The sequence below is a fragment of the Candidatus Omnitrophota bacterium genome (assembly GCA_003598025.1).
Taxonomy (GTDB): domain Bacteria; phylum Omnitrophota; class Gorgyraeia; order Gygaellales; family Profunditerraquicolaceae; genus Profunditerraquicola.
In genome coordinates this window covers 179,809-205,552 of the sequence record QZKH01000003.1, presented here as the reverse complement: position 1 = coordinate 205,552, position 25,744 = coordinate 179,809, and the positions used below count along the sequence as shown (strand labels likewise).

Annotated in this window: 30 protein-coding genes and 1 riboswitch; all 30 genes read left to right on the top strand. The window is 39.7% G+C overall.

What is annotated here, in order from left to right:
* Positions 1-40: 40 nt before the first annotated feature.
* The 30 genes from lpdA (at position 41) to amrB (ending at position 25,673) form a co-directional block, all read left to right on the top strand.
* Positions 41-1,330, top strand: a complete 1,290-nt coding sequence (gene lpdA, locus C4533_03435) for a dihydrolipoyl dehydrogenase (GenBank protein RJP28857.1) — start codon at positions 41-43, stop codon at positions 1,328-1,330.
* On the top strand, positions 1,330-1,998 hold the full coding sequence (lipB, locus tag C4533_03430; GenBank protein ID RJP28856.1) for a lipoyl(octanoyl) transferase: 669 nt from the start codon (positions 1,330-1,332) through the stop codon (positions 1,996-1,998). The genes lpdA and lipB overlap by 1 nt, the downstream gene beginning before the upstream one ends.
* A complete protein-coding gene (locus C4533_03425) occupies positions 1,976-2,206 on the top strand; it encodes a biotin/lipoyl-binding protein (protein RJP28855.1) in 231 nt (76 codons plus the stop codon). Before lipB ends, C4533_03425 begins: the two co-directional genes overlap by 23 nt.
* 11 nt (positions 2,207-2,217) lie before the next feature.
* Entirely contained in the window at positions 2,218-2,931 is a 714-nt protein-coding gene (locus C4533_03420; GenBank protein RJP28854.1) for a class I SAM-dependent methyltransferase, read from the top strand.
* Positions 2,932-3,014: 83 nt separating this feature from the next.
* Positions 3,015-3,542 carry a hypothetical protein gene (locus tag C4533_03415; protein RJP28853.1) on the top strand — a complete coding sequence of 176 codons (528 nt, stop codon included), beginning with the start codon at positions 3,015-3,017 and terminating at the stop codon, positions 3,540-3,542.
* Between the two features lie 151 nt (positions 3,543-3,693).
* Complete coding sequence (locus tag C4533_03410) at positions 3,694-3,939, top strand: DNA-binding protein (protein RJP28852.1); 246 nt, start codon at positions 3,694-3,696, stop codon at positions 3,937-3,939.
* A gap of 5 nt (positions 3,940-3,944) precedes the next feature.
* Complete coding sequence (locus C4533_03405; GenBank protein ID RJP28851.1) at positions 3,945-4,391, top strand: hypothetical protein; 447 nt, start codon at positions 3,945-3,947, stop codon at positions 4,389-4,391.
* Entirely contained in the window at positions 4,384-5,472 is a 1,089-nt protein-coding gene (locus tag C4533_03400) for a hypothetical protein (protein RJP28850.1), read from the top strand. The genes C4533_03405 and C4533_03400 overlap by 8 nt, the downstream gene beginning before the upstream one ends.
* 1 nt (position 5,473) lies before the next feature.
* A complete protein-coding gene (locus C4533_03395) occupies positions 5,474-6,475 on the top strand; it encodes a hypothetical protein (GenBank protein ID RJP28849.1) in 1,002 nt (333 codons plus the stop codon).
* A 7-nt stretch (positions 6,476-6,482) separates the two neighbouring features.
* Complete coding sequence (gene bioF, locus C4533_03390; GenBank protein ID RJP28848.1) at positions 6,483-7,706, top strand: 8-amino-7-oxononanoate synthase; 1,224 nt, start codon at positions 6,483-6,485, stop codon at positions 7,704-7,706.
* 2 nt (positions 7,707-7,708) lie between these two features.
* Complete coding sequence (locus C4533_03385) at positions 7,709-8,482, top strand: hypothetical protein (protein ID RJP28847.1); 774 nt, start codon at positions 7,709-7,711, stop codon at positions 8,480-8,482.
* Positions 8,479-9,150 carry an isoprenylcysteine carboxylmethyltransferase family protein gene (locus C4533_03380; GenBank protein ID RJP28846.1) on the top strand — a complete coding sequence of 224 codons (672 nt, stop codon included), beginning with the start codon at positions 8,479-8,481 and terminating at the stop codon, positions 9,148-9,150. The genes C4533_03385 and C4533_03380 overlap by 4 nt, the downstream gene beginning before the upstream one ends.
* Positions 9,147-11,333 carry a GAF domain-containing protein gene (locus C4533_03375; GenBank protein ID RJP28845.1) on the top strand — a complete coding sequence of 729 codons (2,187 nt, stop codon included), beginning with the start codon at positions 9,147-9,149 and terminating at the stop codon, positions 11,331-11,333. Before C4533_03380 ends, C4533_03375 begins: the two co-directional genes overlap by 4 nt.
* Positions 11,334-11,449: 116 nt before the next feature.
* Positions 11,450-11,812 (top strand): response regulator, encoded by a 363-nt coding sequence (locus C4533_03370; GenBank protein RJP28844.1) that lies wholly within the window; start codon positions 11,450-11,452, stop codon positions 11,810-11,812.
* Between the two features lie 15 nt (positions 11,813-11,827).
* Positions 11,828-12,994: an HD domain-containing protein gene (locus tag C4533_03365; GenBank protein ID RJP28843.1), complete on the top strand. Its 1,167-nt coding sequence runs from the start codon at positions 11,828-11,830 to the stop codon at positions 12,992-12,994.
* Between the two features lie 2 nt (positions 12,995-12,996).
* The gene (locus C4533_03360) at positions 12,997-14,121 is read left to right on the top strand and encodes a hypothetical protein (GenBank protein ID RJP28842.1); all 1,125 of its coding nucleotides are present in this window, start codon (positions 12,997-12,999) and stop codon (positions 14,119-14,121) included.
* Positions 14,114-14,983 (top strand): hypothetical protein, encoded by an 870-nt coding sequence (locus tag C4533_03355; protein RJP28841.1) that lies wholly within the window; start codon positions 14,114-14,116, stop codon positions 14,981-14,983. Before C4533_03360 ends, C4533_03355 begins: the two co-directional genes overlap by 8 nt.
* The gene (locus tag C4533_03350; GenBank protein ID RJP28840.1) at positions 14,967-15,647 is read left to right on the top strand and encodes a glycosyltransferase family 2 protein; all 681 of its coding nucleotides are present in this window, start codon (positions 14,967-14,969) and stop codon (positions 15,645-15,647) included. The genes C4533_03355 and C4533_03350 overlap by 17 nt, the downstream gene beginning before the upstream one ends.
* Positions 15,629-16,288 carry a protein-L-isoaspartate(D-aspartate) O-methyltransferase gene (locus tag C4533_03345; GenBank protein ID RJP28839.1) on the top strand — a complete coding sequence of 220 codons (660 nt, stop codon included), beginning with the start codon at positions 15,629-15,631 and terminating at the stop codon, positions 16,286-16,288. The genes C4533_03350 and C4533_03345 overlap by 19 nt, the downstream gene beginning before the upstream one ends.
* Positions 16,289-16,397: 109 nt before the next feature.
* Positions 16,398-16,862 (top strand): ligand-binding protein SH3, encoded by a 465-nt coding sequence (locus C4533_03340; protein RJP28838.1) that lies wholly within the window; start codon positions 16,398-16,400, stop codon positions 16,860-16,862.
* The gene (locus tag C4533_03335; protein ID RJP28837.1) at positions 16,859-17,362 is read left to right on the top strand and encodes a cob(I)yrinic acid a,c-diamide adenosyltransferase; all 504 of its coding nucleotides are present in this window, start codon (positions 16,859-16,861) and stop codon (positions 17,360-17,362) included. Before C4533_03340 ends, C4533_03335 begins: the two co-directional genes overlap by 4 nt.
* Positions 17,363-17,366: 4 nt before the next feature.
* Positions 17,367-18,200, top strand: a complete 834-nt coding sequence (locus C4533_03330) for a cobalamin-binding protein (GenBank protein ID RJP28836.1) — start codon at positions 17,367-17,369, stop codon at positions 18,198-18,200.
* On the top strand, positions 18,190-19,149 hold the full coding sequence (locus C4533_03325; GenBank protein ID RJP28835.1) for an iron ABC transporter permease: 960 nt from the start codon (positions 18,190-18,192) through the stop codon (positions 19,147-19,149). Before C4533_03330 ends, C4533_03325 begins: the two co-directional genes overlap by 11 nt.
* A 2-nt stretch (positions 19,150-19,151) precedes the next feature.
* Entirely contained in the window at positions 19,152-19,934 is a 783-nt protein-coding gene (locus tag C4533_03320; protein RJP28834.1) for an ABC transporter ATP-binding protein, read from the top strand.
* A 9-nt stretch (positions 19,935-19,943) separates the two neighbouring features.
* A riboswitch (cobalamin riboswitch) is annotated at positions 19,944-20,130 on the top strand.
* Between the two features lie 101 nt (positions 20,131-20,231).
* Entirely contained in the window at positions 20,232-20,909 is a 678-nt protein-coding gene (locus tag C4533_03315; protein RJP28833.1) for a diphthine--ammonia ligase, read from the top strand.
* Positions 20,906-22,801: a TonB-dependent receptor gene (locus C4533_03310; protein ID RJP28832.1), complete on the top strand. Its 1,896-nt coding sequence runs from the start codon at positions 20,906-20,908 to the stop codon at positions 22,799-22,801. The genes C4533_03315 and C4533_03310 overlap by 4 nt, the downstream gene beginning before the upstream one ends.
* A 136-nt stretch (positions 22,802-22,937) precedes the next feature.
* A complete protein-coding gene (locus C4533_03305; protein ID RJP28831.1) occupies positions 22,938-23,606 on the top strand; it encodes a hypothetical protein in 669 nt (222 codons plus the stop codon).
* A 171-nt stretch (positions 23,607-23,777) separates the two neighbouring features.
* Positions 23,778-23,939, top strand: coding sequence for a 30S ribosomal protein S21 (gene rpsU / locus C4533_03300; GenBank protein ID RJP28830.1), 162 nt, complete (start codon positions 23,778-23,780; stop codon positions 23,937-23,939).
* A gap of 2 nt (positions 23,940-23,941) precedes the next feature.
* Positions 23,942-24,871 (top strand): sugar phosphate isomerase/epimerase, encoded by a 930-nt coding sequence (locus C4533_03295; GenBank protein ID RJP28829.1) that lies wholly within the window; start codon positions 23,942-23,944, stop codon positions 24,869-24,871.
* Complete coding sequence (amrB, locus tag C4533_03290) at positions 24,852-25,673, top strand: AmmeMemoRadiSam system protein B (protein ID RJP28828.1); 822 nt, start codon at positions 24,852-24,854, stop codon at positions 25,671-25,673. Before C4533_03295 ends, amrB begins: the two co-directional genes overlap by 20 nt.
* Positions 25,674-25,744 lie beyond the last annotated feature (71 nt).

Genomic DNA, 25,744 nt, shown 5'->3' with positions numbered 1-25,744 from the left:
GTGGCTGTTGCTTCTGGCAACCTCATGTAACCTTATAATTATGCCTTATGACCTTATAGTTATAGGCTCAGGATGGGCCGGCTTTAACGCAGCGGTAAAGGCAAAAGACTCTGGACTTAATGTAGTATTATTTGAGAAAGCAGAGTTGGGCGGAATATGCCTCAATAAAGGTTGTATACCTACCAAAACATTAATTCAGACAGCAAAGAAATTCTCCCTCATAAAAAAATCTGCTTCTTTTGGCATAAATGTTGATAATCCGATCCTGAATCACCCCAAAGTTATTGACCGGAAGAATAAAATTATTGAGCAGCTTAAATCTGCTATGAAAAACAGGTTAAGCGGTATTGAATTTGTAAATTCTCAAGCAAAAATCGTATCATCCGGCATAGTTGTTGATGATAAAGGAAACAAATTTGAGACAAAGTATATTTTAATCGCTACCGGTTCGGCCCCGGTAGAATTGCCTGGATTAAGATTTGACGCCAAGAGAATTATATCCAGCGATGAAGCGCTTGACCTAAGCGAGATCCCCGCAAAAATTCTCATTATCGGGGCAGGGGTAATCGGCTGTGAATTCGCTAATTTATTTTCTATCTTCGGTTCGTTTGTAACATTAATTGATAAGATGCCCCAGATCTTGCCAGGAGAAGACAGCGACATAGCAAAGAAACTCGAGCAGTCTTTTAAAAAAAGAGGGATAAGAGTATTCACTAATGCTGATTTTTCATCTTTAAACCTTGCTGAATTTGATAAAATACTGGTCTGTGTAGGGAGAAGACCCGTTATCGGAGGCCTGGGATTGGACAATATAGGGTTAAATACCGAAAATGGCTTTATTGTAACGGACAACTATCAAAGGACTAATATTAAAAATATATTAAGCGCTGGCGACTGCTCATCAAGAATAATGCTGGCTCATTATGCTGCTTACCAGGCCAATATAGCTGTTGATAATTTATCCCGGGACAATGTAAGATCAGATACTGAATTTATACCTGCCTGTATATTCACCGGCCCTGAAATTGCCAGTATCGGTATTAAAGAAAGCTTGCTTAGCCAGGAGCAAAGATCAAAGGTTGAAATCAAAAAGTTTGATTTTCTTGGTTCTTCCATGGCCCGCATAATGGATGAAACTGATGGCTTTGTAAAAATACTTATAGACAAACCCAGCGGTATTATAATCGGGGCTAGCATCATCGGAGCGAACGCTACTGAGTTGATCGGGATATTCACAGTAGCCGTTAACAGCAAACTGACCGTAGATAAACTGAAATCATATATATTTGCTCACCCTACTTTATCAGAGGCAATAATCGAAGCTCTATAATGGATTTTGATATATTAGACGCAGGGATAATTGATTTTTCTGCCGGGCTAACGCTTCAAAAAGAAATACATTTACGCGTAAAGAGCGGATTAAGCAAATCCGTGCTGATACTCTGCAGCCATAAACCAGTATTTACATCCGGCAGGAAGCTTAATTACGATAATATTATTATAAAGCAATCCGTTCTTAAACAGCTTAATATTGATATACTGCAGTCTGACAGGGGCGGCGACATCACCTACCATGGCCCCGGCCAAATCATAGCTTATCCCATATTCAACCTTAAATATGTAAAAAAAGATATACATCTATTTTTACGAAGCCTTGAGGATACTGTAATTGACCTGCTCAAAAGTTTTAATATACCAGGGGTTAAAAAACCCGGATTTACAGGAGTATGGGTTGGAAACAATAAGATCTGTTCGATAGGGATCGGTATACGGAACTGGATAACATTTCACGGCCTGGCGTTTAACGTAAAACACAGTGATTTAAAAAACTTCGAGTTTATCAAACCTTGCGGGCTGGACGTAAAAATGACTTCGCTTGAATCATTGCTTGAAAAAGAGGTTAATATGGATATAATAAAAACAAAGCTTATAACCAGTTTTAAAGATAATTTTCTGTTATTAAGGGAGGGTTTATATGACAAAGGTAATTTTGCCTGAGCTGGGAGAAAATATTACAAAAGCAACAGTTTCTTACTGGTATTTTAGTGAAGGCGACACTGTCAAAGAAAAAGATGATTTAGTAGAGTTGGCAACAGATAAAGCTACTTTTAATGTGCCTTCTCCTGTTAACGGTAAAATTTCCAAGATTTATTTTACCGAAGGAGATAATGTCAGTGTAGGAGAAGTGCTTGCAGAGATAAGTTAACAGGAAAAATAATGTCAAAAACAAAAGAAAAAAAGACAATAAAAGAAAAGGCTTATGAAGTTATAAGTAAGTCCGGGATTGCAGTAATACAGAAAATCTTCCCTGAATATTTTGCCAAACAGCCTTTAAGGCCTACCGATAGGTATATAGAATACAGCTTTGCCACTGAAAATCTTCCTTCGACCCCTGCTAAAATTCTTGATGTAGGCTGCGCCGGCAGCTTTTTCCCGCTTTTACTGGCGGGTTTTGGATATCAAACTTACGGACTGGATATAAGGGAGTATGCGATAACAAATAAGATAAGTTTCAAGAATTTTAATTTTGTTAAAGAAAGCGTGATAAAAACCAGTTTCCAGGACAATTTTTTTGATGCAATAACGGCAATCTCTACTCTTGAGCATATCGGTATTTCTGGAAGGCACGGAGAGAAAGAAGACCTGCAGGCTGATAAGAAGGCTCTGGCTGAAATGGTCAGGATACTAAAAAACCAGGGCACAATTATATTAACGATCCCTTTTGGTAAAGCTAAGATTATACGGCCATATGCCAGGATATATGATTCAAAACTTGTAGAAGAGCTTATCAAGCCCTTAAAAATAGTTAAAGATGCTTACTTTATGATTGATGAAAGCGGAGATTGGGCTGAATGCAGCCGTCAAAAAGCTGAAACTTTCGATGCTACAGAAGGCGAATACCCGCTTTGCCTGCTTAAACTCCTCAAATAGGACCGTTTCCTTCCAACCCTCTATCCCGCTAGGTGTTACAAAGGAAGTGTCCCCCTAAAGCATTCTTATTCAGTTAGAATATCATGTTTCCTTCGTCTACTAATGTGGAAGGAGGCAATATGACACAACATAAGCGCATATATTTTACATCAGCAATATACCACATTTGTATTAGGGGAAATAACCGTCAATATGTTTTGCGTACAGATGAAGATAAAATAATTTTCCTAAAAACGTTATCCAAATTTAAAGAAAGATTTGGGTTTAAGGTATATTCGCTTGTTTTGATGGACACGCATCCGCATCTAATTATAGAGCCCTCTTGCAATATAAACATTTCAAAAATAATGCATGCAATTGAACTTTCCTACAGCTTTAAATTCCGTGAAAAATACGGCTATACGGGACATGTTTGGCAAGGCAGATTTAAAAGTAACGTCATTACTGGCTACGATTATATACTTTCCTGCATTGAATACATCCATAATAATCCTGTAAGGGCAGGGATCGTTGTTAGCCCCAATGATTATCTATGGAGCAGCTATCATTTCTATCATAGTAAAACAAATCCTTTAGAAGGCTTGATTTGCTTAGATAAATTCACCGAATAAAGGCTAAAGAAAGCAGGACACTTCCTTTATAACACCTAGCGGGATAGAGGGTTGGAAGGAAACGGTCCATTGCGGTTGGATATGTCTTGACAACTTTAGATTTTGCCTGTATACATATAGTTACATAAAATATGCTAAAAGAGGTGGTAATATGGCAAAAAAAGATAAGGAAATCCTTACAGCAAAAGAAGTTGCAGATTATTTGAACTTGCATCCACTGACTGTGCATCGTTATGCTCGAGACGGCAGGATACCGGCGTTCAAAATCGGCGCTGACTGGCGGTTCCACAAAAAGTACATAGAAAAGTGGATTAAGGATAAACTGGAATATCATGAAAGCGGAAAAAAAGACAGGCGCAAAACAGAGGAAGAACGCGCAGAAAAAAGTCTTATATAAAAAATATGGTAACTATTGAAGCATCTTGCGTAATAAAGAAACCGAAAGAAAAAGTATTTGAAATACTTAGGGATATGGAATCATACCCTTCTTTTATGCGTGACGTTAAAAACCTTAAGGTCATTAAATCTCTATCCGATACCAAATTTATTACTTCATGGGAAACTGAGATTGAAGGCGCTCCGGTAAACTGGAAGGAAGAAGACAATATAGATGAACCTGCAGGAATAATTAAATTTAATATGGTCGAGGGTTACTACCAAAGCTATCAGGGGATTTGGCACGTAAAGGAATGGCATGACGGCAGCAAACTGACCTTAAAAGCTGATTTTGACTGGGGAATACCCATCCTGGAAGAGTATGTTGGTTCAGTCCTTAAGAAAAAAGCTGAGCGGGGGCTCACCGGTATGGTGCTGGCTATTAAGAATAAGGCGGAGAACTCAAATGTATGACTACACCCTCATAATCCATCCGACTAACGAAGAGCTGTTATATAAATATGAGCCGGGGATGAAAAATAAACCTCGGCCATTAGTAAAAAAGGTGTTGGAATGGATGCAGCCTTTTAAGGCTTCCGAAATCAGAGGGTTATATTCAGATTTAGGCAGGACAGCAAAAGGCGCACTCGTAATGTGCCCGCTGCTTATGGAACAGATGGTTTCCTTAAGCCCTACAAAAGTGATGAAGGCAGTCATTAACACACTTAAATTTGCAAGTTCGATTTCGCCTAAATTGATAGGGTTGACTGCTTATGCGGCATTCAGCGGCAATAAAGGAGCGGATTTAAAAAAGATCATTCCTTGCCCGATGACAACCGGCTCCAATTATACTCTTTCTACTATACCCGAAGCAATATTAAGAGGCGCTGATTTAATGGATATCCCCCTAGATGATACTTACATCCTGATCCTGGGAGGGACTTCAAGCGTCGGAAAGTACTGCCTTGATATACTTTCCCATTTCGTGCGCGGGACTTATGTCAGCGCGCACAATGTAGATAAATTAAATATTGCACTAGCCGGCATCCCCAAAGAAAAAAGAGCAAAAATACATAGTAAATTTGACATAAACTCCATTTTAAATAAAACTAAAATTATAATTGTTGCGACTAACCGCATACCTGCAGAATTTGATATAAGCAAGGTTGAGCCGGGCAGCCTTATCTTTGATGCTTCTTACCCGCGGCGCATCCTTCCGAGCATTCGCAACGACGTGCTGGTTATTGACGGAGTAACAGTTAAGCCTCCCGGAGACGTAAAATTCAATTTTGATTTTGGCCTTCCCGAAGGATTGTGTTATCCATGCATGGCCGAACCGATGATTTTGGCGCTGGAGAAGAAATTCGAGGATTATTCCCTGGGAAAAGATTTTGATGCTTTTAAGGTCAAAGAAATTTTGAGGCTTGGGGCAAAACACGGATTTGAAATTGACAGCCTCACAAGCAAGGAGAAACCGATATCTGACATTGAGATAAGCAGGATTAAGGCAAACATAAAGAAAAAATCTAAAAGCAGGATATTGCTTTGGAGATGAAATGAGGTCATTTGCGTTTATTATCCATCCCCGGACAATAAAATACCTTAAAAAAGGCTGGTTTTGGGATTTATTCAACCCTGCATTAAAAAAGACACCGATTTACAAAATTCTCAAGCCCAAAAGGATAATTTTTGGTTCACAGGATATCCTCAGCTACCTGGTTATCCCGTCCACACCGCCTAAAGACCTTCTCCTTCAGGGAGAAGCCTTGATTTTAAATTCTATCCTTTCCGATGAAGATATTTCTAAGAACTTAGATATAGAAATGATCGGCCTGGAGAGATACAACCTTGTCGAGTCTACCAGCGCAGTTACTTTGTTAAAAAAAGTACGCATGCCGATGACAACGGGCAATACTTTGCTCGCATGGTCGATTGTTGAATCTGTTTACAGGACTGTCAAGAGCAGGGGGATTGACCTTGCTAAAATGAAGTTTTCTGTAGTCGGGGCAGGTACGGCAGTAGGTAAGCTTTTTACAAAAAAAATAATTGATTTTACTTCTGACATAACGCTTAACGATACCGAGATTGAATCTGTCATCAGGCTGAAAACAGAACTTGCTTCCCAATATGGCGGGCTTACCGTAAATATAGAAGATAACCTTTCCGAATTAACCTCTGCGTCTGATGTAATCGTTGCTATCGGCAACGCGCCATTAAGCACAATCATTAATCTTGATATTCCAAAACCCGGCTGTATAATCTTTGATGCCTCTGCGCCGTTTTGCATGGTTAATAACAAAAAATTAAGAAATGACATCACTATTATAAGGACGGGATTGATTAAGCTGCCTTTCGAGGCAGATATTTTTATTAATAAATGCCTGCCTAGAAATGTCGTGAACGCGCCTTTTGCCGAAACGCTTTTGCTGGCAAAAGAATCAAGATTCAATAATTATTCTTTAGGTGATAATATCAACCCTGACAACCTTGAAGAAATAGCCAATATAGCTGCTAAATACGGCTTTGAGACCTGGCTGCCGGAAGCGCCGGTAATATAATTTATAAATGGAGAATATAGAAAACATACTTAAAAATATCCGTGATTTTGGGCTTTACCCTGATATCAGTTTAATATCCGGCTCACCAACATCATTAGAAGTTGTCGCTAACGGTAAAAAAGTGCTGATTTTCTGCTCAAATGATTATTTAGGCCTGGCCAATAGCGAGCTTCTAAAAAAGGCAGCAAAGGAAGCAATTGACAAATACGGAGTTGGCTCCGGTGGTTCGCGGCTTGTTTCCGGGAATACCGATATCCAGGTAGAGCTTGAAAAGGCAATAGCAGATTTTAAGAATAGCAAATCCGCAATAACTTTTTCTACCGGTTATATGGCAAATACCGGAACAATTCCTGCAGTAATGGATGCTGTAAGCGGCCTTCATAAGATAGCAGGCAGGCTGATACCAGCTCCTTTCCAGGGGAAAAGAATAATCTTAAGCGATGAATTAAACCACGCAAGTATAATTGACGGCTGCAGGCTAAGCCATGCCCAAATCGTTGTATATAAACATAAGGACATGAAGGACCTCGAAGGAAAACTTAAGAAATTAAAAAAAATACGGAAAATGATCGTTACTGACGGTGTATTCAGCATGGACGGTGACATCGCTCCGTTGCCGGGAATTGTTGAGCTTGCGAAAAAATATAATTCAATTGTTATGGTAGATGATGCGCACGCATCCGGAGTTTTGGGTAAAAACGGCAGGGGAACTGCCGAGCATTTTGGGCTTGATGAAAACGATATTGATATCACAATGGGGACTTTCACTAAATCGTTTGGCGGTGTAGGCGGATTTGTTTGCGGCACAAAAGCCCTGATTGATTATTTAAGAATAAGCGCGCGTTCCTATATTTTTTCTGCGCCAATACCACCTTCAATCGCTGCTGCCCTGATTGCAGCTGTAAAAGAAGCAAAAAATAATCATTCTCTTAGAGAAAACCTATGGTCAAATGTCAGCTATCTTAAAACTAATCTGACAAAATCAGGGTTTGATACGCTTAACAGCGAAACCCAAATCATCCCGGTTTTAATAGGAAAAGAAGAAAAAGCAATAGAGTTTTCTAAAAAGTTACTTGAAAACGGAATTTTGGCACCATGCGTGCGCTGGCCAGCAGTACCCTGGGGAAAAGCCAGATTAAGGCTCACAGTCAAAGCAACACATACAAAAGAACAGATAGATTGTTTGATTGATCTAATGATTAAGTTAAAAAACAATTTAAAAGGAGACTGAAGGTGAAAAATTTAAAAGTAGATCTGGATTCGTTCAAGATAAATGTTGAAAAAAAAGTAAAAGTTAGAGATTTACTAATTGATATCCCTATTAAATATAAGTGCGAAGCTATCAATGCCTTATTTACAATATCATCAAAAACAGCTGCTGAAATTATTGGTACAAAAAAGCTAAAACCACTTGTACTATTACCCGGACGAAGCCTAATGTGTATTACAATATTGAATTTTTATGATACACCGGTCGGCCGCTTTACTGAATTGACTTTTTCGCTCATTGTTGGCCATGCAACTAAGTTTAACATTCCTTTTATATCCTTTCCCATAAAATATGTGACAAAAAAATTCGGATTCATCCCTATTTCGGTAGCCCAAAGTACTGATTTGGCAATTGAGCATGGCAATATAATTACAGGTTATCCTCATTATAAACAGTTAACGGTGGCAAATTTTGCTAAAACTGACAAATTTATTGAAGTAGATGCTTACTCTAACAATGAGTGGATATTAAAGTTCAAAATAAAAAAACCATTAAAAGAAAAAGTTAAATATGAGTACCACACAACATATTCTCTTAAAGATATGAAGGTATCAAAAATAAAATTGGAAACTTTTGGAGTTTTTGGCGATTCAAAAGCTGTTGAATTCAAGCTTGGTGACCAAGAACTATCAAAATTGTTAAAAAACTTAAAAATATCAAAAAAACCATTATATACAAGATATTATCGTGATACTTTAAAGATTATTGGATCGCCTAAATATTTGGAAGACTTATGATTATTATTTTCATTGCTTTTTCTCTTTTATTAATTCCAGTACTATTAATAGTTTTAAATATATTCTACCCTGAGGCAAGAGGAGGAATAATTTTTAGTATTTTTGCAGTATTGATTATGTTTGAGAGAGTATGGGAAACTTTTTTTACAACTAAGGAAACAAACAAATATAAGTACAAAGGTGACTGGACAATGGTAGTTACTTCAATTATGTACTTAGTTACATGTTTAGTTGTAATAGCTGAGTTTTTTGTCACTAACGGTATTAAGTATTTCGCGGTTAGTATGTTCGGAATCTCAGTATTTATTTTAGCAGGGGTAATCAGATATTGGTCTGTCAAAAGTTTAGGGGAACATTGGAAGATACATTTAGTAAATGAAGATGAATCTGAAATAAAATACTCTTGTGTTAAAACTGGTCCCTATAGTTTTATAAGGCATCCGATTTATTTAGGAATTATTTTTGAGTTAATAGGCATATCGTTGATTGCCAATGCATTTTACGCGCTTTTTATAATTATATTTATTAATACGCCATTGTATATAATTAGAGCTATTTATGAGGAAAAATTGTCTTTTATCAAGTTTGGTGATGAGTATTTGCACTACAAAAAGACCGTACCAATGATTATACCTTTTCTTCAATTTTGTAGGAGAAATAGTAATTGATAGCAAAACTTTATTTTAACACAATAACTTTATTAGGATTCTTTACTGTTTTTGGCATTGGTATTCTGGTTTATTTAAGAAACCGTAAAAGTGTTGTCAATAATGCCTGGGCAATGCTATGTATCAATGCTTCGTTTTGGAGTGTTTTTTATTTTTTAGCCATAAATTCTGATAATAAGCAAGCGAGCTTTATAATTCTTAAGTTTGTTGAAATCTCTGGCATGCTTGTTGCATTTTTATGGTTACGCTTTATAATTGTATTTCTTGAGTTACAAAAACTCAGCAGAATTAAACTTATTTTTAATATTGTCTTAATACTCAGTTCGATAATTTTCTTACTAAACTTTACTCCACTATATATAAAAGATTTAACGTCAAAATCAATATTCCAATACTACATAGTGCCTGGCATTGGATATTATTTATTTGCTATCTATTTTTCTCTTATTGTTCTTTACGGATTAAATTTACTATCGAGGGAATATAAAAAAACAACCGCTTTTAAAGCAAATCAAATAAAATATATATTTTTGGCCTCAGTTATGGGATTTACTGGAGGAGGTAGCACTTTTTTGCTTTCTTTTAATATAAATTTCCCACCTTATCCATTAATACTATTTACAACTTTCCCTCTTATTATCTCATATGCAATTCTCAAATACCGTCTAATGGATATCCGGGTTGCTATCAGCAGGACCGGAACATTTATCGCTGTTTATACAATAGTCCTTGGTTTACCTTTTGCGCTTGTAGTCTGGTTCAGGACATGGCTGATAACAAATTTAGGTACGCGCTGGTGGATTGCGCCATTAGGTTTAATGGCAGGCTTGGCAACAGTCGGGCCGTTTATCTACATTTATTTGGAAAGAAAAGCCGAAGCAAGGCTTTTAAGAGAGCAGAAAAGATACCAGGATGTATTAAAGCAGGCTTCGGTTGGCATGACCCGTATCCGAAACTTAAGAAAGCTCCTTGACCTGATAACGCACATAGTAACTAAAACCGTAAAAATCTCTTACGCCGCCATTTATCTTTATAACCAGGAAAGCGATGAATACATGCTACAGGTAAGCAGAGATAAGGGCCGCATCCCCATTCCAAAATTAAGTTCCGATAATCCGCTCGTCAACTGGATAGTTTTCAGGAGGCAGCCATTAATATACGACGAAATCAAACGCAAGATGCTTGATACAAACGATATTACCTATGCGCATCTGGAAGAAAATATGCGCCTTTTAACAGCCACTGTAATCATTCCCAGCTTCCTTGAGGATAAATTTATCGGTTTTGTCGTGCTTGGAGATAAGATGTCCGGCGAAATATACACTCATGATGACTTAAATGTTTTCCAGGTATTGGCTAGCCAGGCTGCTTTGGCTATTGAGAACGCCCAATTCTACGAGGAAACAAAAGAGATGCAGGAACAGGTTGCCCAGGCTGAGAAAATGGCGACAATCGGAACCATGGCAGACGGGCTTTCTCATCAAATAAACAACAGGTTTTATGCTTTATCCCTTATTGCCGGGGATACGATTGATACTATAAAGTTAACAGATACGGCTAACTGCACACCGGAAGTCCGGGAGATGATAAAAAGCGTAGGACATGCCCTTGAAAGGATCCAGGCCAACGTCATGCAGGGAGGCGAAGTTGTAAAAGGCATGCTTAAATATACCCGTAAGGGAGAAGATAATTTTGGTGAGCTGACCATTGACCAGATTTTAGATGCTACGCTTGATATGATACAGTTTAAAATCAAGCTTTCAGAAATTGACATTATCCGTAACTACAGTAAAGATACTCCTAAAATAAAAGGTAATCTTGTACAGCTTCAGGAAGCATTTTTTAACTTCATCGATAATGCTTATGATGCCACGAACGAACGCAAAGCTGCCCTGAATGAGCCAAACTATAGGGGAAGACTGACTATAAGCGCTAAGCCTAAGGATGATTTCCTTGAAATGATCATCGAGGATAACGGCATGGGGGTAAAAGAAGACAACATTAAGAAGGTATTTACCCCGTTTTTTACTACAAAAACTTCATCGCGCAAAGGCACAGGGCTTGGCTTGTATGTTATCAAAAAGATTATAACCGACACTCATAAAGGCAGGATTGCTTTTGAATCTTCTTATAAGGTCGGAACGCGTTTCATACTTGAGTTACCAATTGCAACAGCAGAGTAAAAGTCTTAACCAATCAACTATGTACCATGAACTATTCTATTTCTACTTGTTTGAGCGTATTTGTTATGATAAGATTGTTTCGGTTTCCGGGATAAGTTTAAATAAGCGAGGATAAGATGCCAAGGCTTTTAATAGTAGATGATGAATTGGACGTAAGGGAATTTGCCGCCAATTTTTTTAAGAAAAGAAAAATTGACGTCGGGATTGCAGCAAGCGGTGAAGAGGCTTTAAAAATCGTCTCTGAAGCGCCGCCCCAGCTGATCCTGCTCGATATTAAAATGGAAGGCATTGACGGCATAGAAACGCTCAAGCAAATAAAAAAAATCAATCCTTCCACTAAAGTAATCATGGTAACCGGCAAAAAGCCTGACGAAGAAGAATCATTCAATAAATGTAAGGAATTTGGCGCAACTGATTATATCCATAAGCCCCTAAGGCTGGAAGAATTGGAAAAAGTTGTTTTAAAAGAATTATCCTAAGTCACCCCCATAAAAATGGCTTTAGATTATAAGAGAGAATTGGAAGAAGCAGCAAGGAATATGATCCTTGTGCATGAGCCTGAGCTTCTTCTCAAGCTGATCATCCGCATGCTTGTCCAAAAAGTAAGCGTCAGCCATGCGGGGATCTTGCTGCATGTTAAAGATAAAGACAGCTATGTTTTAACCGTTTCCCGCGGCCCTGCCGGAATAAAAATACCGGAAGGCTTTGCCCGCCTTGATTCCGATAATCCGTTGATCAAATTTTTTATAAACAGGGAAGACAAAAAAATATTCAATAACGGCTCATTAGTTTATAGCGAAGCGAAAGATGCTGTCCTGGGCAATGAGCTTGATTTTACGAGCAAAGAGCTTTTAAACAGCGCCTTATATCAGATGGAGATATTTGAAGCTGTTGCCTGTATCCCGAGCTACTACAGGGATGAACTGCTCGGCATCCTGCTGCTTGGCCATAAAAAAGACGGTAAAGAGTTCTCCCGCGATGAGCTAAGTTTTTTTAGCGCTTTGGCTTCAGATGTTGCCATGGCTATCAGGAATGCCCAGCTTTTTAAAGAATTAGAGCTTCAGCTGCAGAGAGAAAAACGGCTGTTTATACATACGACTATTGCGCTTGCCGCAGCAATCGACGCTAAAGACCACTACACCCACGGGCACACTGAGCGCGTCAGCAGTATTTGCCTTGAGATTGCACGCAAGCTTATGGAAAAAAGCTATTTCAGAATTGATGATAAATTTATTGAAAATCTGCATATTGCAAGCCTCTTGCATGACATCGGTAAAATAGGCATCCCGGAATCTATTTTAAATAAAAAGGGTCCTCTGGATGATGACGAAAGAAAAGTCATTAAATCGCATCCTGTTGTCGGTGTTAACATCCTCATCCCGATAAGAGAGCTTGAAGATGCTATTTTGGGAGTCAAATACCATCATGAACGCTATGACGGTACCGGATATCCCGAGGGATTAAAAGGAGAAGAAATTCCTTTGATAGCTGCAATTATTTCCGTGGCAGATTCTTTTGATGCCATGACCACAAACAGGCCGTATCACGAAGGCCTGACTAACGAAGAGGCAGTAAAAGAGATTGAGACCTTGGCAGGCAAGCAATTTCACCCCCAAATATCCGCTGTATTTACCGAGCTTTATAAGGAAGGAAAAATCTGATAATGCCGGCAAAAAGAATCATCTTGATGTATATCTCCGAGGTGTCAGGGCACCGCTGCGCGACAGAGGCTATAGAAAAGTCTATAAAACGGCTTGAGCCGGAAACTGAAATATTGAATATAAACGCTTTTAACTACACCAATCCCATATCAGAAAAGGTAGTTAACCGCCTTTATATGGCGATAATAAAGAGGACCCCGGCAATCTGGAGTTATTTATACGACAACCAAAAGATTGCAAAAAGCATATCCAGGATAAAAGAGTCGATACATAAGTTCAATTCGCCTAAGCTGGAAAAGCTTTTTAACAGCTTCAAACCGGATGCGGTTGTCTGCTCCCAGGCTTTTCCATGCGGCATGGTAGCAGACTATAAAAAGGTAACGCATTCTTCAATACCTCTTATAGCCGTACTTACAGATTATATACCTCATGCTTATTGGGTTTATGACGACGTCAACACCTATATAACGCCTTCCGAAGAGGTATCCATACGCCTTATGCAAAAAGGAGTCCCGCATTCAAAAATAAAGCCCTTTGGAATACCTTTTGACCCTGATTTCAACCGGCCTGTAAACAAAGACCAGGTATTTAGCAAACTCGGGCTTAAGAGCAATAAATTTACTGCCCTTATTATGGGCGGAGGCCAGGGCCTCGGACCTGTTAAAAGCATAATATCATCTCTTGAACATGTAAATCAAGATATACAGGAAATTATCGTAACAGGGACTAACAAGAAGCTCTACCGGACAATAAAGAAAAAACTTAACAAATACCGTAAAAAAGTCGTTTTATTCGGGTACGCAAACAATATAAACGAACTGATGAGTATTGCAGATGTATTAATAACAAAACCCGGGGGCATAACAACTGCTGAAGCCTTATCCAAGCATATTCCGATGATAATCGTTCATCCCATCCCCGGGCAAGAGGCTTCCAACACAGCTTATTTAACCGAACATAAAGCAGCTATTAAGATTGATAAAGCAAACAGAATAAACCTTGCAGTCGAAGAGCTGATTGCATCGCCTGAAAAACTTAAGGAACTTGCAAACGCAGCTAAAAAGATATCTAAACCTGAGTCGAGCATGAATATCGCAAGACACATATTAAGCCTTTGTAATGTTTAATTATATATTTTACCGCATCGGTCAATTCATCGCCCTGTTTCTGCCTTTAAAAGTCGCTTATAAGTTTGCAGTATTTGTCTCGGATGTGCATTATATCTTTGCTAATATAGACAGAAAAAATGTCACCAGGAATTTGAAGGTGATCTTTCCGGATAAAACTGACAGGGAAATTTCCGTGATACGCAGAGAAATGTTCAGGAACTTTGCAAAATACCTTGTTGATTTTTTCCGCTTTCCGAAACTCAACCGCCAATATATAGAAAAAAACATAAAAATAATCAATATTGAAAATTTTGACGAGGCAATTAAGAGAAAAAAGGGGGCAATAGTCCTGACGGCGCATTTAGGGAACTGGGAATTAGGCGGGGTAGTTACTGCGCTTATGGGCTATCCTTTGTATGCGGTCGCGCTTGAGCATAAGCATAAAAGAGTAAATGATTTTTTTAATTTCCAGCGCGAGAGCAAAGGGATGAGGGTTATCCCTCTTAAAAAAGCAGTCAGGCAATCGCTTAATGCCTTAAGGGGCAATAACCTGCTTGCTCTTGTCGGAGACAGGGATTTTACAGGAAAAGGCATACCTGTAGAGTTTTTTAATAAACAGGCTTGCCTACCCGAAGGTCCGGCTGCGCTTTCCCTGCGTACCGGGGCAGTAATAATACCCGGTTTTATGGTTAGGAACCCCAATGACAGTTTTACCTTAACTATCGAGAAACCAATTGAGTATGCCGCAACCGGCGATAACGCAGTTGATATAAAAAATATAATCAATATTTATAAATCATTATTCGAGAAATTTATTCGAAAATACCCCGAGCAGTGGTATATGTTCAGGTACTTCTGGAAAGATGAAGACCGCTTATAGGATTTGTGTAATCATACCTACATATAACGAGGAAAAGGTTATTGCCAGACTATTAAAAAGAATAACCTATCCCGGGATAAGCGTGTTAGTAATAGATGACGGCTCAACCGATAATACCTACCAGCTGGCAATGCAGGCAGGCGTAACTGTCTTGCACAATGAAGTAAACCAGGGGAAAGGCGCTTCGCTGATTAAAGGGTTTGAATATGCCCTAAACGGCAATTTCGATGCCGTGATAACCATGGACGGCGACGGCCAACACCTTCCGGAAGAAATTCCACATTTTGTCAAAGCTTTGGAACATAACTACGACTTGATCATCGGCAACAGGCTGATCAACAGGAAGAATATGCCTCTTATCAGATTAGCCACAAACAGGTTTATGTCATGGCTTCTTTCGCTGATAGCAAGGCAGAAAATACCTGATACGCAATGCGGTTTCAGGCTGATAAAGAAAAGGTTGTTGGAAAAAATATCTTTTAGTACAAAGAAATACGAAACTGAGTCGGAGATTATAATAAAGGCGGCGCGTTTAGGTTTTAAAATCGGCTCAATACCGGTAACTACTGTTTATTCGGGAGAAAAAAGCAATATTAACCCTTTTATTGACACGGTCAGGTTTATTAAATTTATCTGGAGAGAGTTATGGATTGGGAAAAATTAAGGGCCAGGATGGTTGAAGAGCAGCTTATAAACCGCGGGATAAATAATGAGCGGGTGCTCGATGCTTTTTATAAAGTGGCGCGGCATGAATTTGTGCCCGATGATGTTAAAGACAGCGCATATGCAGATTCGCCGCTGCCTATAGGCAATGACCAAACTATATCGCAGCCTTACATGGTAGCGCTTATGACAAGCTGCCTTGACCTTGCAGGGGACGAGAAAATCCTGGAAATCGGGACAGGTTCAGGGTATCAAGCGGCTATACTTTCCCAGCTGGCCAAAGAAGTTTTTACGGTTGAGCGTATTGGTGTATTAGCTGAGCGGGCAACACAGGTATTTAAAAAACTCAACATTGATAATATTAAAGTAAAGATCGATGACGGGACTTTAGGGTGGCCTGAGAATGCTCCCTTTGACAGGATAATAATCACTGCGGCCGCGCCACGGGTTCCGCTGCCTTTAGGTGAACAACTTAAAGAAGGCGGAAGGCTCATTATTCCCATTGGGGATAATTTCAGGCAAACCCTAATTTCTTTTGAGAAAATTTACGGAGCGCTTAAGTCCACCGAAGTTTGCGCTTGCGTATTTGTCCCCCTGGTAGGTAAATACGGGATGATTAAGGAAGATCGTTTCTCCTGCTAAGGGAACACTTCTCGCCTGCCGAAAGCAGGCGAGTTCATAGTTCACAGATCACAAATAAAAACAAAGAAATAACATTCCTGATGAGCAGGATAAGCGGTCCTAAAAGAACATGACTAATGAAATAAAAGTACTTATTTTAGCGGCTTTGCCGGTATCTGAATTAAGGGGAGCTATACCATTAGGGCTATCTTTTAATCTTCCCCTGATTAAAGTGTTCTGGATATCTATAATAGGAAACTTATTGCCTGTTATACCTCTACTGTTGCTATTAGAGCCTGTATCGGCAAGATTGCGTAAATTTGCGTTATGGAAGAATTTCTTTGACTGGCTCTTTGAGCGGACAAAAAAGAAGTCTGAACTTATACAGAAGTATGAATCCATCGGCCTCATGTTGTTTGTCGCCGTGCCGCTTCCTATGACAGGGGCATGGACAGGGGCAATCGCCGCATCTTTATTTAAGATAAGGTTTAAATACGCTTTTATCTCCATTGCCGCCGGGGTTTTAATAGCCGGCGTAATAGTCTCAATATTATGCACGCTTGGAATATCAGGATATAAAATTTTAACAAAATGATACAAGTATATACCGGAAATGGAAAAGGAAAAACTACGGCAGCGCTCGGGCTTGCGTTACGTGCCAGCGGAGCAGGGAAAAAAGTTTACTTCTGTCAATTTCTTAAAGGCAGGGCCTGCAGCGAGATTAAAGCGTTAAAGAAACACAAAAATATCAAGGTTGAGCAATTCGGCAGCAGATGTTTTGTGTGCAGGCAGCCATCGCAGAAAGATATAGATTTTACAAAAAAGGGGATTGACGCCGTAAAAAAGGCTGTAAATAAAAAGTGCTACGATGTGATCATACTGGATGAAATTAACGTCGCCATAAACCTGGGGCTAATCCGCATTACCGATGTATTAAGCTGTATTAACAACGTGCCCAAAGATTGCGAAATCATCCTTACCGGCCGCTATGCGCATCCCAAAATAATAAAAGCCGCTGACTTAGTAAGCGAAATCCGCGAAGTAAAACACTACTACAGCAAAGGCAAGAAAGCAAGAAGAGGCATCGAATACTGATATAATGAAGCGCCTTGGCCTATTAACATTAATATTGTCGTTCATTTTTTCATTCTGCAATGCCGAAGGCATAAGGATAATCTCTCTTTCTCCGGCAACTACGGAAATACTCTTCAGCCTTGGTTTAGGAAACAATATTATCGCCAATACGATTTGGTGCGATTACCCTGAACAGGCAAAACAGATTAAGAAGATAGGCACTTTTTCAGAACCCAACATAGAGATGATAGTGTCCATGAAACCGGATATTGTTTTTGCCACGGGTTTAGAGCAGGCGCCTGTGGTGAATAAATTACGGGCAATGGATATCAAAGTGTTTGTCAGTGACCCTGAAAATTTTCAAGAGTTGTTTAACTCAGTCATAGAGATAGGCAGGCTCACCGGAAAACAAAGCGAAGCAAAGAATCTTGTAGATAAGCTTAAAGAAAAACTGGACTTCATAGGGAAAAAAACTCAAAACATCCCTGATGAAAAGAAACCGAAAGTCTTTGTTGAGATATGGGGAGAGCCGTTAATGACAGCAGGAAAAGGCTCTATCATTGATGAGCTGATCGGGATTGCGGGAGGTTTGAATATCGCTCATGATACCCCAAAGCCATATTCCAGGTTTTCTTCAGAGGTTGTCATCGACCGTGACCCTGATTTTATAATATTAGGGTATATGGCGGGCAGTAATACTAAATATGATATTTCTAAAAGGATCGGCTGGAAGAATATAAAAGCAGTAAAAAACAACCATATCATAATGGATATGACCCCGGAAATGATTTTACGCCCGGGTCCAAGAATGGTAGAAGGCGCGGAATTCCTTCATAGTAAATTCTACGATGAAAGATAAAAAATCAATATTTATCGGCCTATTATTGTCATTACTGTTATTAGCGGCCTATCTTGGCTTAACCAACGGGGCAGTCAAAGTGGGCTTTAACCAGTTGCTCGCTAATCCTGAAATATTGAAATTAAGGTTATCAAGGATACTACTTGCGCTTATTGCAGGTTCGGGGCTAGCGGTGTCAGGTTTAATATTCCAGGCGATATTAAGAAACCCGCTGGCTGAGCCTTATGTTCTAGGCGTATCAAGCGGCGCAGGGCTGGGGGCTATAATAGGATTGTTGCTTGGAGTATCACTGATTTTCCTGCCTTTAATCGCTTTTATCGGAGCAGCAACCACCATGCTAATTGTTTATAACCTTGCTAAAATCAACGGTAAGATCTCTTCCCAGGGGCTGCTTTTATCCGGGGTGATTACAGGTGCTATTTTTTCAAGCCTGCTGCTGTTTTTTATTTCTGTCTCCACAAATGAGGGTATGCATAGCATAACCTGGTGGCTTTTGGGCAGCCTGCAGCTATTTGATTTCAAACTGCTTTATATTGTCGGAGTAATAGTATCTTGTGGTATTGCTATATCTTTATACCTTGCGCGCGACCTAAATGCCATAAGCCTTGGTGAAGAAGAGGCGCATCATCTCGGAATAAATGTAAACACAATAAGAAAGATATTATTTATAATAGCATCGATTATGACTGCAAGCATTGTATGCGTCTGCGGCATAATCGGCTTTATCGGCCTCATCATACCGCATGCAATCAGGTTCATATTCGGTTCAGACCACAGGACGCTGATACCGGTAAGCGCGGTTTCATCTGCTATATTTTTAATAATTGCCGATATAATAAGCAGGGTAATGCTTGCGCCGGTAGAGATTCCTATTGGCGTCATTACATCGGTCATCGGCGGGCCTGTTTTTATTTTATTGCTTAGGAAGAAACAGAAAATTACACTCTAAAAATGATTGAATTAAAAGGTATTACTGCCGGTTATCTCAAAAACGATGTCCTGCATGATATTTCTCTTAAGATAGAAGACGGCCAATTCACCGGCATTATCGGCCCAAACGGCTCTGGTAAATCCACTTTGCTCAGGGTAATAAGCAGATACATACAGCCCTCAGCGGGGAAAATCACTTATAAGGAGAAAGATCTTTTAAGCTTTAACCCCCACGAGTTAAGCTGTGAATTTGCTTTTGTGCCGCAAAGTATAGATATCAATTTCTCGTTTACCGTAATGGATATAGCCATGCTTGGCAGGATACCTTTTCTAAAACGCACACAATGGGAATCAAAGGCTGATTACGAGATCGCCGCTAAGGCGCTTGAGCTTACCGGAACCTATAAACTTAAAGATAGGTTTATCCATGAATTAAGCGCCGGTGAAAAACAAATGGTCATTATTGCCAAAGCGCTTACCCAAAAGCCAAAAGTTTTACTCCTGGACGAACCAACATCCCATCTTGATATAGGCCATCAGGTCCAGATGCTCAATCTGCTTAAACAGCTTAATAAAAATGAAAAGATAACAGTTGTTATAGTCTTGCATGACTTAAACCTTGCTAGTGAGTATTGCGATAAAATTGTCATGCTGCATGAAGGGATGGTCTCAAAGATCGGCCAGCCCGAAGAGGTATTGACTTATCAAAACATTGAGAATGTTTATAAGACTCTGGTTATCGTAAACAAAAACCCCATATCGGGAAAACCGCATGTACTGCTGGTTGCAAAAAATAAATATTGACAAAAGAAAATTTAAAAATAGAATAGAAGTAACAATTTGGAATTTTGAATAGGTAAAGGGAAGGCCGTGAAAATCGGCCACGGTCCCGCCGCTGTAAAGGGTAAAACAGCTGCAGATGCCACTGGTAATACCGGGAAGGCGCAGCCAATAGGTTAAACCCGTAGTCAGAAGACCTGCCTATATCAAAATGTAACGCCTCGCGGATAAGGGCTAAGTAAATAGGGTGCAACCCCCGCTCTTGATTTCACAAGAAAGTGCGGGGGTTTTTTATTTGTCCGGGAAAGGAGAAACAAATCAATGAAGGTTGCTTGCTCATGGAGCAGCGGCAAAGATAGCTGCCTGTCATTATTTAAGGCGCAACAGCAGGGATATAAAGTCGATTATTTATTCAACTTTATATCGGAAGAGTACAGGCGGGTCACTTTTCATGGCGCAAAAGCTGAGCTCGTTAAACTCCAGGCTGATTCTTTGGGTGTTGAATTAGTTCAGAAGACAACAAACGAGCGTAATTATGAAGAGGTATTTAGAAATACTCTTTCGGAACTCAAGTCTTATGGCGTCGGACAAATCATCAGGGGAGACATATACCTGCAGGATTTAAAAGACTGGGTGCAAAACATGTGCCAGGCCCAGGACTTAGGCGTAATATCTCCCATATGGCACCAGGATACAAAAAGCGTGCTTAATGAGCTGGTTGATTTTGGTTTTAAGGCCATTGTTACCAGCGCGCAGGCAAAAAAACTGCAAAAGGATTGGATCGGCCGGGTCATTGACAAGCAGTTTATTGCAGACATAGAAAAAATTTCCGATGTGGATATATGCGGGGAAATGGGTGAATTTCACTCTTTTGTATTTGACGGCCCAAATTTTAAAAACCGCATTGAAATAACAAAAACAGACAAATTGTTCATTAAAGAATACTGGTTCTTGGACATCCAGGAATACAAGATTATAGAAAAGGAGCAAAGAGTATGAAAAAAACATTGGTTTTATCAGCCGCTTTGATTTTTTTCGGCACAAACAGTTTTGCCGATAATATTGACCTTGATAAAATCGTAGTTACGCCTTTAAGGAACGAGCAGAGCATTAAAGGCACAACGCAGGCAGTCACTGTATTTACCCGCAGGGATATAGAAGAAAGCAAACAGACAAATATAAAAGATTTCATAAAAGAAACCGCAGGATTAGATATAGTGCAAACCGGAAGTTTCGGCGGCCCGGTTTCAGTATTCTTAAGGGGGACTAACTCAAATCACACAAAAATAATGATTGATAATGTGAGGATGTACGACCCGATTGCTACAAACGGGGCTTTTGACTTTGCCAACCTTAGCCTTGATAACGTTGAGAGGATAGAAATAGTCCGCGGAGCGCAAAGCACCCTTTACGGCTCGGACGCAATAGGAGGAGTAATAAATATAATAACCAGGAAAGGTAAAGGAAAGCCACAGAGCAGCTTTTCGGCTTCTTACGGCACTTATGATACCTTAAAAGAAGCATTTGATTCTTCAGGAAGGATCAATGATTTTTCTTATAGCGCAGGCATAATGCACTATAAAAGTCACGGCATATCCAGCCTTAAAAATACCTCGGAGAACGATCCGTATGAAAACCTGAATCTTTCTTTAAGGTTAGATTACGATATAAATAAGGATAATTCTATCGGCACAAGTTTCAGGCTCTCTGACTCAAGACATGAATATGATAACTCCATCGGGCTTAAAGACGACCCGGATATGCTTGCCAAGGAAAGGCAGTTGATGGTAACGACATTTATAAATAATAATATTACGGATATCTGGAAGCAAAAACTTCAGCTTTCATTTATGCAAAATTACCGCACGGATTCAAATGATAAGGATGCCATGTTCCCGGATGATTACCTTAGGGACTGGTATCTCGGTGAAAACCAGCAAATTGACTGGCAGCACACCTTAACGCCTGTTGACTTTGATACGATAACTTTCGGCCTTGACTGGCAGAGGGAAAAAGGGAATTATTATTACTATACTGATTACCTCGGCGGATCATCCGAAACTCACTTTCCTAAAGTTATAAGCAGGAACCGTGGTTATTATCTTCAAAACTCGTTTAACTTAAATGATAAATTTGTGTTAAATACCGGGCTAAGATTTGATAATCACTCCTATTTCGGAACAAAGGAAACCTATAAAATCGACTCTGCTTATACCTTTTGCTCAAAAACAAAGTTAAAAGGCATGTGGGCAACCGCATTCAAAGCTCCGACACTTTACCAGCTTCATGCTCTAAGCGACCCGTGGTTTGGGGGCGGCAATCCTAATCTTCAGCCTGAAGAGAGCCAGTCTTATGAAGTGGGTTTAGAACAGCCGGCGTTTAATGATAAATTGAATCTTGGATTCTCTTATTTCAGGACGCACATTAAGAACCTTATCGATGCAAAATATAACCCTGCGACATTTACCACAGCCCAATACTCTAATATCGGCAAAGCAAGGATATATGGTTTCGAAGCGGACGCCTCTTACAGGCCTTTTAAATCATTAAAGCTCGTCACCGGATACACCTGGCAGGACACTGAAGATAAAGCGACAGGGGATGAACTTTTAAGGAGGCCAAAAAACAAGGTGTATTTTAAGGTTGATTTTGAGCCTACCGATAAATTAGAAATGAATATAATCTCTCAATATACCGGCCACAGGCCGGATTCAGGCAACAGGCTGCTTAAATCCTATACCAAGCTTGATTTTATTTTGAACTATGAAATCTTTTCAGGCAAAGAATTGTTCTTCAGGGTTGATAATATTACTGACGAAAATTACGAAGAAGTAAAAAATTACGCCGAACCAGGGCGGACAGTAATGGGAGGAGTGAAAATCACCTTCTAAAACCAGGTCCGTTTCTCCCACTGACCACAGAAGTGCCCCCCGGGGGCACTTCTGTGATGGCTGACAGAAACGGACCTAAGCAACCATGAACTAATATATTGAATTATGCTGTCCTACGTGTTATTTTATTCTTATTATGCGACTCGATAAATTCCAGATAGCCCTTTTAATCTCCCTATTCTTGCATTCTGCTATTTTTATTCAAGCTAATTTCTTTCACAATAATCCTGCCAAAATAAAAGAGAAAGAAGTCGAGATTAATTACTTAAAAGAGATAAAACAGGTAAAAGAGAAGCAGTTGTTTAAGAGCGAACTTTTAGAGATGAAGGCGCCTAAAGCCGCTCCTGATAGCAGCTTGCTAAAGCCTATAATCGAGAAGGATAAATTTATACCCGGAAACAAAACGCCTGGCTTAACAGAGCCGGTATTCAAGAAACCTACATATGCAAAACCGGATATAATCTCTGTCAAAAAGAAGATATCCCTGCCTCCGATAGACCTTAATAAAATAGATAATCCCTCATACATATCTTACTACCAAATAGTAAGAGAAAGGATAAAACGCGCCGCTTACCAGAATTACAACGGCCAGGAAACGGGTGAAACACAGATCACTTTTATTATTGATGCTGACGGCACGCTTCGCGATGCCCGCCTGATTCAGGAAAAATCATCGGCCTCTCAATACTTAAAAAAGATCACCCTTGATAGTATTGATGAAGCATCACCTTTCCCGCCTTTTCCGAAAGAGCTTGATTACCCCCAGTTATCGTTTAATGTGGTTATTTCATTTGAGGTAGAGTAGATTAGTTCATAGTTGATAGTTCATAGTAAGCTAAGAGTAATAGGTCCGTTTCTGTCAGCCATCACAGAAGTGCCCCCGGGGGGCACTTCTGTGGTCAGTGGGAGAAACGGACCTGTACATATTGACAAGGTAGCCAAAGAGTGATAGTATTGCTTAAAAGGAGATGATAGTATGTCACAAGTTGAGATCAGAAAAGATGAATCGTTTGAGTCAGCCCTTCGCCGTTTCAAGAAGAAGATCGAGCAAGAAGGCATTCTAAGGGAGGTAAGAGACCGGAAACACTACGAAAAACCCAGTGAACGTAAAAGAAAGAAATCCAAGGTCAGAAGATAGAGATGTCCTTAGTTTTATCAACCTCGTGGAACGCCTTTCACCACAATAATGGAAGAAAGATCCTTTCAGAAATCACGCAGTTAGGTTTTAAGCGCGTTGAACTAAGCTTCAATTTAACAGAATCAATTTTTAAGGACATACTTAAAGAAACCAGGAATGACAGGATCTCCGTAAGCAGCCTGCATAATTACTGCCCAATACCAGGGATCCTTGAAAGAAAACACGCCCTGCCAGATGTATTTTCCATTGCTTCAACAAACGAGAGTGAAAGGCTCTCCGCTGTAAAATATACAAAACTTACTATCGATGCCGCTGACGAAATACGCGCAAGAGCCGTAGTCCTTCACTGCGGCAGGGTCGATATGGAGGATTCTACCAGGTCGCTTATAAACCTGCATTCCATCAACATGCAGGATACCAAAGAATATAGAGACCTCCGTGATAAAGCAATTAAAGAAAGAGAAAGCCTGCATAAACCTTTTCTTGACAACGCGCTAAAGAGCCTTGAAGAATTAAACGCTTATGCTAAATCAAGGAATATCCTGCTTGGGGTTGAAACAAGGTTCTATTTACGAGAGATACCCTCGCTAAGAGAGGTAGGGATAATTTTAGATAAATTCCAAGGGTCTAATATATATTACTGGCACGACACAGGGCATGCCCAAGTCATGGAAAACCTTGGTTTCATAAAACATATGGACTTCTTAGACCTTTACGGCACAAAGATGTTAGGTATTCATCTGCATGATGTAAACGGTTGCAAAGACCACCTTGCCCCGCTCAAGGGAAACCTTGATTTTAAGAAAATTGCTTCTTATATTAAGAATGATACGATCAAGGTGATTGAGGCTCACTATCCGGCTACTAAAAATGAAATTATAGATGCCAAAGAATTTTTAGAGGTCTTATTAGATGGTAAGCTCAATAGTTAGAAACCCGGTAGTCTCCGGCCAATTCTATCCGAATTCAGCAAATGAAATAAAGAAACAGCTTAATTCTTTTATAGCAGCTCCCGGGCAGATTTATGAAGCTATCGGATGCCTGATGCCTCACGCAGGCTATATTTATTCCGGGAAAGTCGCAACATTAACTGCTGCCAGTATGCACATAAAAGAAACTGTATTCCTGTTAGGCCCTAACCATACAGGCTACGGTAGCCCGTTCAGTATAATGGCTAAGGGGTCGTGGAAAACCCCTATGGGAGACGTTGAAATTGACGATGCTATTTCAAACAAACTCTTAGAGAACTGCAATCTGCTTACCGATGATGCATCAGCGCACATGTTCGAACACTCACTTGAAGTAGAGCTTCCGATACTGCAATTTTTTAATAAAAATTTCAAAATAATACCGATTACTATGTCTTCCGACGACATTAATGAGCTCAAGAAGGTAGGAGAGGCCATTGCAGGATGCATTAAATCATCCGGAGCCGAGCAAAAGTCATTAATAATCGCCAGTTCCGACCTCACTCATTACGAAGATATAGATTCTGCCCGGAAAAAAGACAATATTGCGATTGATTCCATATTAAAGTTGGATGAAAACGGCCTGATGAAGAACATAAAAGAATACGGTATAAGTATGTGCGGGTACATGCCGGCCATAACCATGATCTCCGCGGCAAAACTATTAAATGCGAAAAAAACAAAACTTATATCTTATACCACCAGCGCGGAAAATAGCGGTGACGAATCAAGCGTCGTAGGTTATGCGGGAATCGTTATATATTAGAATGGGGCTCCTCAGGCTTTAGTCCGAGGTTCTTTGGAGCGAAATACTGAGCGGACAAACTACATTCACAC